The sequence below is a fragment of the Enterococcus sp. JNUCC 77 genome (assembly GCF_054819945.1).
Window position 1 is genome coordinate 430,957 of the sequence record NZ_JBTHIG010000002.1, and the last position, 17,224, is coordinate 448,180.

At 38.8% G+C, this 17,224-nt stretch carries 8 protein-coding genes; all 8 read right to left on the reverse strand.

Features of this window, described 5'->3' with window-relative positions; genetic code table 11:
- Positions 1–368: 368 nt before the first annotated feature.
- Complete coding sequence (locus tag ACVWNY_RS15150; protein ID WP_454072317.1) at positions 369–4,349, reverse strand: hypothetical protein; 3,981 nt, start codon at positions 4,347–4,349, stop codon at positions 369–371.
- A gap of 367 nt (positions 4,350–4,716) precedes the next feature.
- Positions 4,717–5,358, reverse strand: a complete 642-nt coding sequence (locus ACVWNY_RS15155; protein ID WP_454072318.1) for a winged helix-turn-helix domain-containing protein — start codon at positions 5,356–5,358, stop codon at positions 4,717–4,719.
- Positions 5,359–5,423: 65 nt separating this feature from the next.
- The gene (locus ACVWNY_RS15160; RefSeq protein WP_454072319.1) at positions 5,424–5,651 is read right to left on the reverse strand and encodes a hypothetical protein; all 228 of its coding nucleotides are present in this window, start codon (positions 5,649–5,651) and stop codon (positions 5,424–5,426) included.
- 13 nt (positions 5,652–5,664) lie between these two features.
- Positions 5,665–11,826, reverse strand: coding sequence for a leucine-rich repeat domain-containing protein (locus ACVWNY_RS15165; RefSeq protein ID WP_454072320.1), 6,162 nt, complete (start codon positions 11,824–11,826; stop codon positions 5,665–5,667).
- A gap of 6 nt (positions 11,827–11,832) precedes the next feature.
- Positions 11,833–15,084: a leucine-rich repeat domain-containing protein gene (locus tag ACVWNY_RS15170; protein WP_454072321.1), complete on the reverse strand. Its 3,252-nt coding sequence runs from the start codon at positions 15,082–15,084 to the stop codon at positions 11,833–11,835.
- Positions 15,077–15,412: an LPXTG cell wall anchor domain-containing protein gene (locus ACVWNY_RS15175; protein WP_454072322.1), complete on the reverse strand. Its 336-nt coding sequence runs from the start codon at positions 15,410–15,412 to the stop codon at positions 15,077–15,079. The genes ACVWNY_RS15170 and ACVWNY_RS15175 overlap by 8 nt, the downstream gene beginning before the upstream one ends.
- The gene (locus ACVWNY_RS15180) at positions 15,409–16,467 is read right to left on the reverse strand and encodes a WxLIP family cell surface protein (RefSeq protein ID WP_454072323.1); all 1,059 of its coding nucleotides are present in this window, start codon (positions 16,465–16,467) and stop codon (positions 15,409–15,411) included. Before ACVWNY_RS15180 ends, ACVWNY_RS15175 begins: the two co-directional genes overlap by 4 nt.
- 59 nt (positions 16,468–16,526) lie before the next feature.
- Positions 16,527–17,198, reverse strand: coding sequence for a WxL domain-containing protein (locus ACVWNY_RS15185; protein WP_454072324.1), 672 nt, complete (start codon positions 17,196–17,198; stop codon positions 16,527–16,529).
- Positions 17,199–17,224: the final 26 nt, after the last annotated feature.

Consider the following 17,224-nt stretch of genomic DNA (forward strand, 5'->3'; position numbering starts at 1 on the left):
TTTATTAACAAAAAATTTTCTATTTTTAGTTATTTTTGTACGTTTTTTTGGGGAATTGGAAATTCCTAAATAACAAAAAAAACGACCCTCTCCATAGACTCGTAAAAAAAATTCAAAATAATTGATGATTAATATAAGAAAATATTCTTTTACTTTTCATAATCGATAATACGTCTCGGTTTTCTCGAAAATCTATTTATCTTATCTCCAATATTCTCTCCAATTACTTTTTATACTCCACAGATTTTTTAATGAACTCCAAAAAATAAACACTCCGAACTTTTCAACCCAAATGAGCAAATAGCATCTTTTTTTCTAAACAAAAAAACTCCTGATCATCGTAAAATAATCAGGAGTTCCTTTTATCTTTATTTTCCGTAAAATCCGATTGCTTCTGAGATCCAGCCGACACTTACTAAATGAACATTTTCACTTCTTTCGACTGTGAAGTGATGTGACCCTGCATCTGTCGCATTTGGATTATATAGACGATAAACTGGTACATTTTCTTCTTCTGATGCATAGAAGGATACGCCCTCTTTCGTCCAACCAGAATTTCCGACAAAGTCATATTCCCCTCGGTCAACTGTGTAGAAATGTTCACCTGAGTTAGCATTATACAGACGGTAGACTGGTACGCCAGTTGCTGCGTCGCTACCATGCCAGCTAGTGCCTTCATCTTGTAAGCCTTGATCCCTTAACCAATCTGCCTCTGCTCTTGAGCTAGTGAAGATATGCTCACCATTATTTCTATTATACAGACGGTAAACCGGCACTCGTTCTTCTGATGGTGTTGGTTCTGGATCAGGTGTTGGTTCTGGGTCTGGATCTGGTATTGGTTGTTCAACTGCATTGACAGTTAATTTTCCATCTACATAGTTAATCGTGTAATTGGTATCTGCTTCGACAGTAAGATTCCCTGGTGTAATGGTGATTGGGAACTCACCAGCTGTTCCACTATTTGAACCATAAGTAGCTCTTGGTTTTTCTCCACCAACGAAGGCTGTATCAGCACTTTGCCCGTCAATAAAACCAGAATAGTTTATATCAATCTCTGCTGGTAAATGCCCATTTTGATCGACCACTACATCGGCGGCTCTTACTTTCACCGCTTTTTTGGCAATGGTATAAGTCTCATTTGCTTCGTAGGTCGGATATTTGTCTCCACCTGCTACAGAAATTTTCGCCTTGTATGCGCCCGCCTGGATCGGTGCTTCTGTCGTATAACTTTCTGAACCTTCGGCAGCATAGGTTACTGTGATTGCGCCAAACTCTGCTTCACTATAATCGGCAATACTGACATTCTCAATTCCTTGAGCTGTGCCATTGTATTCCGCATTTTCTGGGATATTATACGTCAAAGCACTTGTTGGGAAGTTCAAGGCGGTAACAGTTAATGTGCCAGATGTGTAGTTAATATCATAATTTTTCGGTTTTCCAGTATTTGCTTGATTGATCGAGATACTTGAGGTACCTTTTTTATTTGTTGCTCCAGTAACATAGCTCACTGTTGGCTTACCAATCTCAGCAAAGACTGACTGCTCAGTTTCACCTTCTACAAAGTCTTTGTAAGTAATTGCTGGTTGTTGAACCGTGCTCAGATCTGTCCCCACAGGAACACTTATATCACCAATAGTTGCTTGTACGGCTTTTTGAGTGATGGCGTAATCTAAATCTTTTGTAGATGCTCCTTTATATTTTCTACCCTCTTCACCGACAGTAATTTTTATTTTGTATTTGCCAGCATCTTTTGGCAAAGTATCCTCATAATCATAAGGTCCCTTTTCTGCTGAACTTGGTACATTTGTATATTCGACTGATATTGTTCCATAGTCGGCTAGATTTCCGTCATCTCCTGTAATTGTTGGCGCAGAAATTCCTTGTTCAACCCCATTATATTCAACATTTTTAGCATATGGATAACTTAGCTCACCTGTTGCAGAACTTAGATCGATTTTATTGACAGTTAGTTCCCCTTTAACGTCTGTAAAGTCAACAACATAGTTATTATTATGATATGTCCCTTTTTCTAAAACAGTGATATCTTTTTCACCTGCTGTATAACTAGGACTAACACCCGCAGAAACATCCTTGTACTGTAAGGTTGGTTCTGATTGATAAATAGCAGATGCTAAAATAGAGCCATTTTTTTCACCTGTATAAGTGATCGTTGGATTCACAGATTCATCTACATCAACTATAGGGCTACTAATTGTTGGTGTAACTTTTTGACTAGAAATTATAAAGGTTCCTATAATCTCTTCAAATGCTTGATACTTACTTCCTGTATCATCAGTCTTGATTTTTACCGCGTATTCACCGACATCAATAGGCTCTGTAGAACTAAATGCCTCTGGATCCTTTTGCTCAGCTACTGGTGCATAGGTGATTCCATTATCTACAATCTCTCCAAATTCTTCATCGTTATAGCCTGTAATATTAGTTGATGTAACCTCATGTCCCTCTCCATCATAAATCAAGTCGCCCATGCCAGTCGAATCCAATGATAATAGTGCCGACTCAATAGGAATTCTAACGTCTACACCTTTAATAGGAAAGAAACCTTGGTTATCACCATTAGTGTATGCAATTCCTGAAATATCATCTTGTCGATCCCATGAGATAGATGGAGTAATCAGTTGATTTGCACCTTGTCGTAATAATGCCTCATCTGTATCTTTGTTAAAGAGGGTATCATTACAATTTTTAGCAATTAGGATCGCATTACCGGAAAAATTTCCGCCGTCATTTAAGTAGTTAACATCTAATGCTCCATCACGCTCTCCGTAAATCACACCTGAACGAATACCAAGAGTACCGCCGCTTATGGCACTCACCGCATTCCCAGCATCTGACGTATTATTAAGTAATACGCCTCCATCCATATTAAAGGTGCCTCCAGTATGACCAACACGCACAGCGCCACCAGTACCATCAGTACTAGTATTCTCTGCTTGGTTATTGCTGACAGTCCCTGCCGTTAACGTCACTGTTGAATTGTTGCCAACATAAAAAGCACCACCAGTACCGTTTGCACTATTTGCCTGGTTATTATCAATAAGCGTGGTATTATCGTTTGGCTCATCAATGGAGGTCGTTGCATTGTTTCCAGCTGTTCCTACAGAATAGATGGCTCCTCCGTTCCCAGTCACGGTGTTTCCTTCAATGGTTCCACCAACAATATTGATATCTGCACCATTAGCTGCATAGATAGCGCCTCCATTAACTGCACTATTCTGCTCGATTGTCCCCTCTTCCATTGAAACGTCTGTATAACCTGAAGCATAAATAGCACCTCCGTTTCCGGTACCCTCCTTTGCATTGTTGGAAGCTATATGTGTATTTGAGCCTTTAATGCTAAGGGTCGTAGGATTTGTGTCTGTTCCCGAAGCATAGATTGCACCTCCATGTAGTGCGGACTCATTTCCGTTCATATCACCACCATCTATTACAACATCTGAGCCGCTTGCTGCATAGATACCACCACCTCCATATCCGGTAGTAGTATTTGTCGTTTCATTATTTTTTATAACTCCCGTACTTCCCACTATAACAGATGAATTATTAGCCCCTGATCCGGTACTATATATCCCGCCACCTCTAGCCGCTTCATTATTCTCAATAGTTCCAGCTACTGAAATTTTTGAACCAGAGGTCGCATAGATGGCACCACCATGAGCTGTAGTCTTATTCCCACTAATAGTACTTTCTTCATTCACATTTACAATTGACTTGTTAGATGCGGCTATTGCCTGTCCATTTACTCCACCATTTCCGTCCTTCACTGTACTATTCTCTTCTAAATTTAAAGTTGAATTAGAGACCGTAATTAATGATTGGCTTGAAGTATATGTTTCTTTTTCTCCATCTATTGTTACATTTTTTAAACTAAGTTTCCCTTGAGTATTATTGTTTCTGGAGTCGGTAAGATTAATCACTTTCCCTCCAATAAAACCAAGACTAATCTCATAATCTTCGCCCTCTTCAGACTGAATAATAATATTTTTACCTGCAATGTTAATCTGTGAAGAAATCGTTACATTATTCTTTAACGTAATAGTCGTAGGCGTCGTAGCACCTACGGTTGTGTAATCATCAATTACCTCTTGTATTTCGCTTCCTTCGGTCACTGTATATTCATTTTCGTCTACTTTAATCGCCGCTCCCACCACCAATGACTGGTAGTTCAACAATGTTTCTCCGATAGTCGCTTTGGTGGTGTTTTCAGCTGCAAAAGATTCCACTGATCCTAAACCAAACGACGTCAATAAGATGACCCCAGTTGCGACACTGACTAATTGCTTGTTCCACTTGATCTTTCGATACCGCTGCCCATTTTCTTTATTCATTTTTTTATTCTCCTCCCAGAATTTTTCTAGTTGCTTCGTTACACAATAATAATATCATAAAATTACAAAAAATATCTAATTTTTTTACAAAAAAATCATGTTTTTGTTTTTTATTATAATAAACAATTAGTTAACGCGCTTATACATATAATAAAAAGGAAACTTTTATCAAATTTTATTTTTTACGAACAAACAGTTTATGTTATCTTTAATTTCAATATAAATAACAAAAAATATTCCAAAGAGTCGATATCAACCTCGCTGGAATATTTTTCTTTGACATTTTTGTCTCATATTCTTTCAAAAATTCAAAATATTGGTGTAATTTAGTCGTCACGTCAAAGTATTCCCCTATTTATTCTTACCTTTAAGCCACTTTCAACATATACCCGACATTCCGAACCGTCATAATCTTGAGATGATCCAGCTCATTTTCTTCTAGTTTATCCTTGATTCTTTTTACCAGATTAGATAGTTGGCATTTGGTAGACAGGCTGAGTTCTTTATTCCAGATTTTCTGACATAAGTCTGCCCGTGAAAAAGGAGTGCCCGGCGTATCTGCTAATATGTTCAATAGGGTTCTTTCTCTTTTACTTAAACCTAGACGATCTACGACATCTTCTAAAGTTTCCGCATAACGTCCCATTTTTTCTGGTGAATCATAGTGACTAAGGGCTTCTCTCAATTCGGTTAAGGAAACTCTTGGGGACATATAGGTCACTTTTTTTTCTTGATGATCATCTTCTGTTAACGGGCCATCTTTTAATTGGATGATGCCTAAAGAGCTTAAGCCAATATCTTCCAAGATCACCTTAGTTTCTTGATTGGTCAACGTTTCACTCAGGATTACTATTTGGAAAGTTTCGAGGAAACTTTTTGGTAAAGCATGTTTTTTGATTGTATTTAAAAGAGTCGTGCTGCATAAAACTTCATGACCCAGATGTCTGATTTTTTCTTCTAATTCGATTTCTACTGAGATACTTTTAGTTAAAAATAATACCCTACACATTCCTAATCACCCGCTTGTCATTTTTTATGTAACGGGCTGTGAGTAGATGACCCACAGCCCTTTTTTTAACTAATAAATTGATTTAATTGGTCTTGCCAGTTGAGATACAACAAGACTGCCGCGATCACTGCCAGCAACGCTACACATAATAGTCCACCATCAACTAACAGTGTGAGAGGATTTTTTTGTTGTTCCACTCTCAGGCGACTATCTTTAATAAAGAAAAACATGAAGCTGATGAGACTGACCATTCCCAGTCCACCAAAGATTGCGATCCATATCGAGATTGTCATACTCTCATCCTTTCTACGGCGTATTGTCCAAGGACCAGCTCACCGTTGCATTGTATTTTTCTCCAGTCTTTCCGGCATTTGGTGGTAATTGTAATTCAACACCATTAAATGGGATTTGAAGTTGCCAAGTACCAGCTCCTTGTGCCTGTTCTGCCGAGATCAGTTGCTGAGGCGAACCTCCAGAAGCTAATTCAGTTGTACCTACAGTACTTGGTATACCAGTCGGAGAGTCATTAAATATCTCGTCTTCTGTATCTGGCTGAAGTACATTTTTGATTGACATACTGCTAAAGTTCAAACTTGTACCATTACCAAATGGCATGATCCCTTGTTGATTATTAAAGTTTGAAAGACTTGCTGATAATGACCAGCCGCTGTTCGTTGACTGATTATTTTGCACCCGCACATAGAAACCATTTTGCGGTACTTTCGTATTGGACTGATAATCAGATTCTCTCAAAGGATATAAAGCTTCTTTATCCGATCTTGAGCGATAACCAAAATTGAAACCAGCTGGCACCGAAGTAATCGCTAAACCTTCATTACTTGGTGTATAACTTTGTTGGTCGTCTTTGACTTGGACTTTTGTGGTGGCGGTACTAGTGAATCTTGTTGCATCACCCGTTGTATCCGCCCATGTCACTGTTCCAGTCGTCGTTAACCATTTTAAGACTTCGGTATCTTGGACAGTAGCGTTAAAGGTAATTGTCGCCGAAGCTCCCTTAACAATATCGCCGATACTTATTTCATTATTAAAGTCTGCCGGAGGCGTAATAGCAGTACCATTTGTGATACTAATACTCTCTGCATCCACTGCTAATCCTTCTGGTAAATCAAGCTTAGCTTGAACATCCTTCGCATCTATGTCACCGATACTATAGACATTCCAACTAAATCCAACTGTTTCTCCAATCTCAGCTTTCGTCTTATCTGCTTCTAAAGTTTGATTGGTATTACTAGCCTTATCAAAAGTGACTGTACCATTAAATGATTTCGTACCTGATGTAGCACCTTCTTGCAGATTGCTGTAACTAAAATTATAAGATTTTCCGCTTAGACTACTTCTTGTTACATTTGATAGCACTGCTTTATCACCAACAGAACCATATTCTGCTTCTGGCGTAATCAAGTTCGTGCTATTTCTTGAGGTAGTCAAAGTACTTCCAGCAGTTGTTTTTAATAGATCGACTTCTGCTTTTTTGGTCCCATCAATTAGTGGAATAGAACTTGTCAGTTTTTGATTACTGACGTTCATTGTTGTTAATTTCGTTAATTTATTGAAGCCGCTAATATCACTAATTTGGTTGTTGCTTGCATTTAAACAGGTCAAATTAGGTGTATTACTTAAATCTAACTCGGTCAGACCTGTGTTATAGATGACTAGACGACCAAAATTATCTTTATTATTTAAATTAACCTTTTTGAGATTAGGGTTATTCCCGACATTCAGTTCTTCCAGCTTCTTATTATTATCTAAATCAAGTGATGTCAGATTATTCTTGCCTTCTAGTTTTTCATCTGTTTGATTATAGACATTTAAGATGGTTAAATTCTCATTTTGACTAGTATCAATCGTCCCTTGGATTTTGTTATCACTCATCAAAAGCATCGACAATGCTTTATTCTGAGTCACATCAATTGTTTCTAATCGATTGTAAATTAAAGTAATTTCATCTAGCACAAGGTTTTTCGTAACATCTACATCTGTAAGTTGATTACGATCCACATTCAATTTTTTCAAATTTATGGCGTAGTTAATGCCTTTCAAAGAAGTAAGGTTTCCATAGTTTGAACTAACTCCAGCACCATTAATCAAAGTCAATTGTTCCATATCCAGATCCGTTATTTCGTGTTTACCTTTTTTTAGACCACTCCAAGCATTTCCCAGATTCGTCACATTGGCTTTATTCCAAGGATTCTTCTCTTTACTTAGTAAGTCACCTAAATTGGTATCAAGATCATAATCAGTAGGATATAGGTCTGTCGGACCCTCTCTAAGCGCTGTCCCAGCATACTCCTCAAAGTCAATCGTCCCAGTGAAGGTTATTCCGGTGGTATTCCGTTCAAAACTAATCGTTTTACCATTTAGAACCGATCGTGACGAGCCAGTTACGATAATCTGGCTGGCATCATAAGTAATCTCTGCATCCGAATCTGCGATAGTTGCACTTAATGTCGACGAGTCAGTCATCTTCAAGTGATCGATTGCCGTCGTATATTTGCCCTCTACCTCAGTAAAAGTCGGGTAAGCTAACTTGAATGTTTGATTTGTTAAATCAGCACTCATCAGTTTTGAATTTGTCATATTTTTCAAAGCTTCAATGTTTGTAAGATCACGGATTTGATTATTCCTTAATGTCAATGTTGTTAAGCTAGTCAGCTTTTCAAGACTAGGGACCTCACGGACTTGATTGGTATTAATATTCAAGTAATTTAACATTGTCAATTCACTTAAACTACTAAAGTCTGAAATTTGATTTTCATGGGCATTCAAGCTAACTAACTTGGTCAAGTTCTTAAAGCTACTGATATCACTGATTTTATTGACATGAATAATCAGCTCAGTCAATTCTTTGTTGTTACTGACATCCAGAACCTCTAACTGATTGTTATCAATTTCTAAACGTGTTAAATCTGTATTGTTGCTAAGATCAATCGTTTTCAATTGATTTTGGCGAAGAACCACATTACTCAGCTTCGTATTCTTAGTCAGATCTACTTTAGTAATCCTGTGATAACGCGCGTTCAAGGAAGTAATATTTGTCGCAAAGTTCACACCTTTTATTGATGTTAAATTACCTCTAGCTGAGCCAGATCCACCTGCAACAGTAATTGCGATCAATTCCTCCATATCAAGGTCAGTGATTTCATTTGTCGGTTTATTTGTGCCGCTCCATAAACCAGTGTTTGTTGTCCAATCACCGCTATTTTTTCTTAATCTGTCTGCTAAAATCTTATTAAGATCGTAGTCTTCATTACCACTCGCGTCAGGAACGCCTTCGATAAGTTTCCGACCGGTATACTCATTAAAAGTAATCGTTCCGTCAAATGTCTTAGTATCTGCAGTAGTCGCACCTTCACCTAAACTTGCATCAGCGTATTCAAATGTAATACTTTGCCCTGCAAAATCTCGTGCCGCTACACCGCCAATGGTGATATCATCACTGTCTGCAGTATTTGTTACAGTTGCACCTTCAAGATCACTTGCCACCAAATTTGCAGTCAATCCAGTACCGTTGGTTGTCGTCAGCACATCGACGATCCCTGTACCTTTACTAAGATCAAACCTTGGAATGTCAACTTGGATCTGTTGATTACTGGCATTCAAAGTTGTTAACTTAGGTTTGCCACTTAGACTACTGATATCACTGATTTTGTTGTTACTTACATTTAGGGATGTTAATTCTGTCATCCCACTTAGACTAGAAATATCACTGATTTGATTCTGAGAGATATTCAATGTGGTAAGGTTCGTCAAGTCACTTAAAGAATCGATATCGCTGATATTATTGGCGTAGAACTGCAATGTTGTCAGGTTTGTCAAAAAATTGATTCCTTCAACTTCGGTAATTTTCGGGTTGCTACGGCAAAACAATGTCGTCATTGCCTTTGCGTTTCCTGTACCAAAAGTCATTTTTTCTAAGTTTTCACATAAGTACACCCTTACATCAGCTAAAACCGGCAACATCGAGAGATCAATTTCTGTTAGTCCGGTACTCCCCGTATTGATTGTGGTAAGTTTCGTATTCTCGCTGAAATCAATCGTTTTGAGGCTAGAATTAGATTGCCCATGAAACGATATTAATTCAGTATTCTTACTAAGATCAATACTTTGTAGACTATTAATAGAAATGTCCAACGCTGTTAATGCCGTATTCTGTGTCAGGTCAATTGATGTTAAGGAATTATACCCTATATTTAAGCTTGTTAATTTGATATTTTTTGTCAAATTAACATCTGTGATAGCGTTCTGATATGCACTTAATGAAGTTATATTTGTTGCATATTCGATACCTTTTAGAGAACTCATGTTGCTCGGACGGATATATATCCCGATCAACTCTTCCATGTCGAGATCGGTGATTTGATTTCGAGCTTTTTCTTTACCGACCCATTCACCACCCCCTGCGATTGTAACGCCATTTATTTTTTTGTCTCTTAACCTAGCAGCTAAGTTTGTATGCAAATCGAAACCGTGTCCTGAGTTTTCTGAACCCTCTATCAGTTTCGTCCCTGCATACGCAGCAAAGCTAATATTTCCATTAAAGCTGACTGCAGGGTTCATAGGCTGTGTTACAGAAAAGTTAAGCTGGTGACCATTTAAGATTGATCGCATTAGGCCGGTGACATCGATTGCGGCGCCATTTGGTTTGATTGTGGCTTTTTTGTTTTGTGTCTCATCAACTATTTTCGCCGACTCGACTGAATAACCTGTCGGCATCTTCAAAGGATCAACCGTTGTCTTATAATTAGCACCATCTGCTGTAAAGGTCGGATAATAATCCACCGTAAACGCTTGGTCCTTTGCATTAACTGTCGTCAATTTAGTCAAACCTCCAATAACAGAGATATCATTAATCTGATTTTCATTTGCATCGATAGCTGTTAATTCTGCATTTGACTTTAATTCATTCAGACTGGTTAACTTATTCTGGTTGACATTGATTGTTTGAAGATTCGTCGCATGTTCAATCCCATATAGTGAAACAAGGTTTTGATTCACTGCTTTGATGGATAAAATATCAGCCATATCTCGTTTACTAATTCGATCAGCTGGTTTATCTTTACCACTCCAAGGATTACTACTGACTGTTGTCACCTCAGCTTCGCCGCTTCTTAGAGCTTGGGCTAATGTAGCATCAATATCATAGGGCTCTATATCGCCAGGACTACCTTCTGTTAAAAACTCTTCAGATTCAATGTTGATAGCACCCGCAAAGGTTCTATTGGGACCTCGCCATAAAAATTCAAGATATATTTGATCCAATTTTGGAAAAGTAGCTGAAGTTAAGACTAACTTATTTGAACCTGCTTCTTTCGATGCTGTAACTGGACTATCTTCATTCATATCACTAAGTATATATTGTTCACTCGTCCATGGTGACGAGCTCATATTTGGTATTTTCAACAGATCAATGGTCGCTTTGTATGTTCCATCACTTTGCTTTTTAAAATCAGGAAAGTCCATACTAATGATTTGTGCCGATGCATCTATCGTTCCATCTTTGAATGGTATTCCAGTGATGTCAGCAATCTTATTCCGGACAATATAAATAAAAGTTAAGTTACTGTTTTCCCTGAAATCATCCAGATTGGTCAAGTTATTATTAACGCCAGTATAATGCTCTAAATTTTTAGCAAAGTTGAGCCCTTTCACCGAATCTAGTCCCAAGTCATTAACAGCGAGCGCTGTGATTGCTTCCATGTCTTCTCTGGTTAGTGTATTGGCTTCTTTCTCCCTGCCACTCCAAGGAGTGAGGTCACTTGTCACTATATAACTAGTTCCTTTTCTTATAGCCTCCGCAAAATCTGCATCGATATCATAATCACCATTTGATCCATCATTTGGTCGACCTTCGGATAAAGTAGCTTCACTATACTCGAGCGTCCCACTGAAAGAAATTCCCTTACCAGTTCGTTTAAAAGAAATTGTTTGTCCATCAAGACTTACTTTGCTTCCACTGGTAGCAATAATATTGTTTCCCTCAGTTTTTACTGATACACCACTAGCGTTATCTGTGTCGGCTGTAAAAGTAACACCATTAGAGACATTCATCTTCAAATAATCAATCGTCGCTTTAAACTGATCGCCATCCTTCCAAAAACGTGGGTAAGGTGGTTGCAATGATTGATCATCTAAAGTGGCATCTTTTAGATTACTCATTTGGTCAATACTGGTGATATCTTTGATTTGATTCTTGTCTGCATTCAAGGTGGTTAAGTTTTTCAGATCACTAACCTTGCTAATATCACTTAATTGATTGTTACTAATATCCAAAGATTTCAAGTTTGGAAAATCGTTAAGAATATCGAGATCACTGAGTTTACTATCGTTAACTGCCAAAGTAGTTAAGTCAGTCAAACCACTAATACCATCAAAGTTATCAAAAGAATTACCGCCAATTTTCAATGTAGTTAAATTAGTTAATCCACTAAAAATCTGACTATTGGTCATCTGATTCTATCCACAGTCTAAGGAGGTCAACTTTATTTGATTCTTCAAATCGAGCGTCGTTAACGAGTTATGATTCAATTCCAAAGTTTCCAATTCTTTGTTCCCTATAAAGTCTACTTCTTCAATATCATTATTGTTTGCTTTAAGATTTTTCAAAAACATAGCAAATTCAATTCCTTTTAAAGAAGTTAAATCACTATCAGAAACGTCAACACTGGTTAATGCTTCCATGTCTAAGTCAGTCAGGCGATTTTCTTGCTTATCATCGCCACTCCACGCTTCACCACCATTTGTTAAATCACTGTTTTCTCGCAATAATTGGGCAAATTTTGGATCAATTGTTTCGCTGTAGCTTGGTTCATCCTCTGTTTCCCTAAGAACTGTGCCGGTATATTCTGGAAAACTGACATTTCCAGTATAAGTGATATCAGCTTCAAGACTATCTGGATCCAACTCAAAATGGAGGGTACTACCATTATTCAAAATTGATCGCCGTGGAGCATTAATTTGAACCCCCACATAATTATTGTATATAGTACAGATCGCATCAGGATCTTTACTCTTATCAGCCCGTTCTACACTAAAAGTAAACATTGTATGAGGCATCGAGCCAAAAAGAGGAAAAACAGTGGAATAGTCAACAAGATTATTATTTACAACATTTGCTAAAAAATATGGATAGGAATTTTCTTGCCACTTTTGTCCCTGAAGATCTGCTTTTTCGAGAGCTCGAAAACCCTCAACTGCTGTGAAGTCTCTAATTTTGTTATTTTTTGCAGATATTCTCTTCATTGACAAGTTTGATCCTAAGACGTACAGGTCAGTTATCTGGTTGTCATCAACGCTTATTTCTTCTAGTGTTGTCATATCTGTCAGACCATCCAAGTTGGTTAATTGGTTGTCATTAACACTAATTTCTTCTAGTGTGGTCAGGTCTATCAGTTCTTCTAAGGTGTCTAGCTGATTATTATCGGCTATGAGTTTTTTTAAGTTTGTAGCATACTTAATACCCCACAATGACGTCAGCTCTTTGCCAGAAACATCGATACTGGTTAAATTCTCCATGTCAGCTACGGTTAAGTCATCTTTAAGCTTTTCATATCCGCTCCATGCACTGCCGTCATTTGTCGCAGCTTTATCTTCCCTTAAAATTTTAGCAAACTCATGATAAAGAGCATCTGTTTCCCCCTTCAAACCCTCTACTAAATAGGTACTTGGATTAGATTCTAAAGTTATAGTCCCCTCTTGAAACGACACCCTATCAGCTCCAGTCAATTCATCACTGATATAAGAAATTCTCACCATCATACCTGACAATATGCTTCTTCCATAACCAGAAAAAGTGAGTTGATCACCCTTGTGCGCTATTGATGCACCTGCCACTGGATTACTAAGAGTGGCTTCAACAGTATCTACTCTCTTTTCACTACCTGCAGTCTTGAACGGACTAATATCCAAATTATTATCCTTGATATTCTCCGACCATATTTCATACGGAACTTCAATTGACTGATTGTTCATTGTTAAAGTATTCAAACCCGAAAACCCAGAGATATCTTGAATACCATTACTTGTTCCATTAAGATCTTTTAAGGTTTTTGATGTAAACAGACAGGACACATCGCTCACATCATTCCTATTCATACTTAATTTTTCAATGGGTGAATCCTTGATCGCTTCTATACTCGTCAACTGATTACTGCCACAGTCTAGTCTGACAAGAGGTGCTCCCTTGAGTGGCTCAATACTGGTCAATTTATTATTGCTACAATTTAAATCAACAAGAGGCAAGCCCTTGAGCTGTTCCAAACTAGTCAACTGATTGTTTGAACAATTTAATTCCGTCAGATTGGTCGCAAACTCTAGCCCTTTTATCGACTGAAGATTGCCATATGACACAGTTGCCTTTGTAAGAGTAACCATATCATCGACGGTCAATTCTCCAGCATTTTTTCTATAACCATCCCAACCACTTTTAGCCCGCAAAGCTGTTGATAAATTCTTGTCAATACTATATTCCAGACTATTGTCACCCTCACTTAATAGTTGAGGATTGTAGTCTTCGAAGGTGAGTACGCATTCCATCATTGTGAAACCATCAGAACCATTATAGTCCCCATCACTCTCATAATTTATTGAACCCTTACTGAGTTTTTGCTTAGACATATTCTTAAATTTGATAGAATTACCTTCTATTGTTCCCTCAATTGACTCCAACCCATCATTTGATACATATGTTGCTTTTGTTAATGGAATAGTGGGAGAAATTATTATACTATCAATACTTTTTTGCTGTTTTTCTGCCTCAACCTTAACATCTGATAAAGGAATGGTGACTTCCTGCTCATAAGCAGATATACCTGTAGCTTTTATGATTCCCGTGAAATCTCTGATTTTATTTCCGAAGCACTGTAACATATTAACTTGAGAACCTTGATCATAAAGTGAAATATCGCTAATTTGATTTCTATCACAAAGTAACAGCGTAAGATTAGGATTTTTTGTTAAATCTAAAGATACTAAGTCATTCTGAGCACAATTCAGATCCATCAAATTGAATGCGTACTCCAATCCTGTTAGATCTCTCACTTTGGGAGAGTTTTCGACTCCGCCGCCGTTTCTAATGATTGCCACCTCTAACGATTTCATATCTCCTATAGTCAGAGTGCCTGGATCCTTTTGATCACCGGTCCATGGCCCCCCACCTGTGCCTACATTTATACCGCTAATTCTCAAAGCATTAGAAAGTGTATCATCCAGCATATAAGTCTCAGGATCATCTTCTCCAAAAGTCCCTTCTACCATCAGTGTTTTATCATTCACGGCAGCTGGTTCAATACCATGGACTTTTGCAGCCTTTGCACGCAATGCATCACTAATGTTGTCAGAGGCTAACTCATCTACTTCACTATCACTTTGTGCTTCCACGTCACTGTCAGCAACTTCTTTATCCGAATCGCTGGTAGTTTTAGTAGTTGCTTCGTTTGCATCCTTGTTGGTGGAGCTGGTGGTATTTGTCGTACCTTGTGCTTTACTTTCAGATGAACTACTTGAACCGGCTTCTGTGGTCGGCGTATCCGCTGGAACATCTTTGTTGATAATTGATTGGGCGGCGACTGTCGGTTCATCAGTGATTGTCGGCATCGTTGCCTCTGTATCTGTTAAGGGATCGACGGTCTCTGCGAATATCGTTGGCGCAGGGAAGCTCGATCCTAGGATCAACAAGGTACAGACACCTGTCAGTATTTTTTTAATCATCAGTGGCCTCCTTTCTCAAACGCGAGAATAGGAACAACCAAAAACTTGCCAGTACGCAGCCGAGACCGATGATCTGCCATTGATTAAATGTCCCACCGGTCTGGGGAAGTCGTCCCCGACTGACTGGTGTCCTACTTACATTTATGGTTAGCGGAATCACATTGTTTCTTTCCGCTGGCTCTGGCGGTGGTTGCGGACTCGCCTCACTGAAAGTAATCCCAATCGTGTCTTGCCATTGGGCAGCAAAGGATTGGGTAGGAAGTACCGTCATACCTATACAAGCAGCCAGTACTAGCCAGCTTTTTTTTCTTTGCCTCACACCCCTCACTCTCCTTTTATCTGCCATCGACGCTGGCGTCTAAACAGATAGAAAACTAATCCAAGCCATATCACAAATAATCCTGCCGCAATCCACAGTACCCAACCGGGTATCAATATTTTGTAGACTGTTTCCCGATTGATCTTCGCCGCTCGATTCCCACTGACGGTGAACTCTTCTTCCCACTCCCAAGTCCGACCTGCGCCTTCTGCTTTTCCAGTAAAGACATAAGTCCCAGCTGAAAAATTATTCAGATCAAGGGGTAATTGGAAGTCAAAATTAGAATTCGGTGCCACTGCAAAGTTGGTCTGACGATTGCTGACGATCGTATCTGATTGTCCTCGTCGTCTGACTTGCCCTTCGATCACCATTTCTTGCAAGACTTTCGGTTGGTCATTTTGGATATTTGCTGCAATGACTTTTCGACCATTTGATAGTTTTAAATTAACATTCTTTAATTTCAAATCCGCACCTAAGTTAAAACGCTCTCTATCTTCCGTCAACATCAATGCGATCGTATAGCCATACTCCGAACTCAATGCTGCCTGTCCGGCTTGTTGCGTCCCGCCATCTCTGTCAACGAATCGTAACGATCCTAATTTCACCCCAGTAAAATTTTCTGCTGGTGGCTGGATCGTATACTCGATCGTTTTTTCCTCATAGTTGGCGACGGTGACTTCGGTCTGTCCACCATTGATGGTCACCAGATCCGTCACTGGATTTTTTAGGCTTTCATCTAGTTTAGGATTCACTCTCGTGTAATCGATCGATCCTCCCGAACTACTGACCGCATTATGTACGGTTAAGTGAACAGTCGTGGCTGCCTCTTGAGTACTTCTTACTTTCACCTGAATCACTTGCGGCGTATCAGGCTCGATCCCTAAATAAAAATAGGTCTTCATGACATCCACTTGATTATCTGGAATCACTGCTTCTACAGTAAAACCTGTCGCTGACTGTGCATCAGATGCATCTGCTGCTTGAACTTGACTCGGAAACAACCAGACACAACCGACCAGAACTAGGAGGATGACTCCTCGAAATGTTGCTTTGTAATTGTTCATCATTTCCTCCTAAAAAAAGGGGAAAAACGATGTTTATTCCCCTTGGGTTTTTGTGTGGTTTAAACTAGATCATCCAAGGTCCAAGTGATTGTACCTTTGTATTGACCTGCATCCGCAGTATCACCAAGAACACTCAATTTAATGGCTGACATTTCTAAAGCTGAGTAACCCTGTTTAGAAGACACGCCTGCTGTTCCATCTCTTAATACTTCTTCCGCAGCGGCATCTTGAACAAGCTCAACACTACCGGTTGCGATAGCTGATGAGTTATTTTTAGCACCAATAGTACCATTATTAGGACCTGGTGCTGTCAAACCACCACCATCAGGATTTAAGTAATCTCTAGATGTACCAGTAAATAATAGTTTTGCTCCTGCTAAATTATCTGCAGATGAGTTCACTTTTGTGATTTGTCCAAGTTTTGCTGACAATACCCACTGGTTTCCTGTTGCTGGAGCTCGATCATCTTGAATAACAAGATACCCACTGTCAGCCTGCGTAAATTCTTCAACGGTACTTACACCTGTTGGTGCTACTTTCGTCCCAAAATTAAAAGCAGAGGTTGCTGGAATATGTCTAAACTGTAATTCCCCTGCTTTAACTTCTTCGGTAAAAGTAATCGTTGCATCAGACGTTTTGTCCGTCGTTGCTGCAAGCGCTGTCGTTCCCGATAAACATAAACCTAATACACTGACACTCGCCAATAAACCTGCCAATACCTTTCTTTTCATGTTAAATCTCTCCTTTTATTTTTTTA

Excerpts from the sequence above, each read along its gene's own strand:
- ACVWNY_RS15170 (WP_454072321.1), bottom strand. The coding sequence starts at position 15,084 with ATGATTAAAAAAATACTGACAGGTGTCTGTACCTTGTTGATCCTAGGA.
- ACVWNY_RS15150 (WP_454072317.1), bottom strand. The coding sequence starts at position 4,349 with ATGAATAAAGAAAATGGGCAGCGGTATCGAAAGATCAAGTGGAACAAG.
- ACVWNY_RS15155 (WP_454072318.1), bottom strand. The coding sequence starts at position 5,358 with ATGTGTAGGGTATTATTTTTAACTAAAAGTATCTCAGTAGAAATCGAA.
- ACVWNY_RS15185 (WP_454072324.1), bottom strand. The coding sequence starts at position 17,198 with ATGAAAAGAAAGGTATTGGCAGGTTTATTGGCGAGTGTCAGTGTATTA.
- ACVWNY_RS15180 (WP_454072323.1), bottom strand. The coding sequence starts at position 16,467 with ATGAACAATTACAAAGCAACATTTCGAGGAGTCATCCTCCTAGTTCTG.
- ACVWNY_RS15165 (WP_454072320.1), bottom strand. The coding sequence starts at position 11,826 with ATGACCAATAGTCAGATTTTTAGTGGATTAACTAATTTAACTACATTG.
- ACVWNY_RS15160 (WP_454072319.1), bottom strand. The coding sequence starts at position 5,651 with ATGACAATCTCGATATGGATCGCAATCTTTGGTGGACTGGGAATGGTC.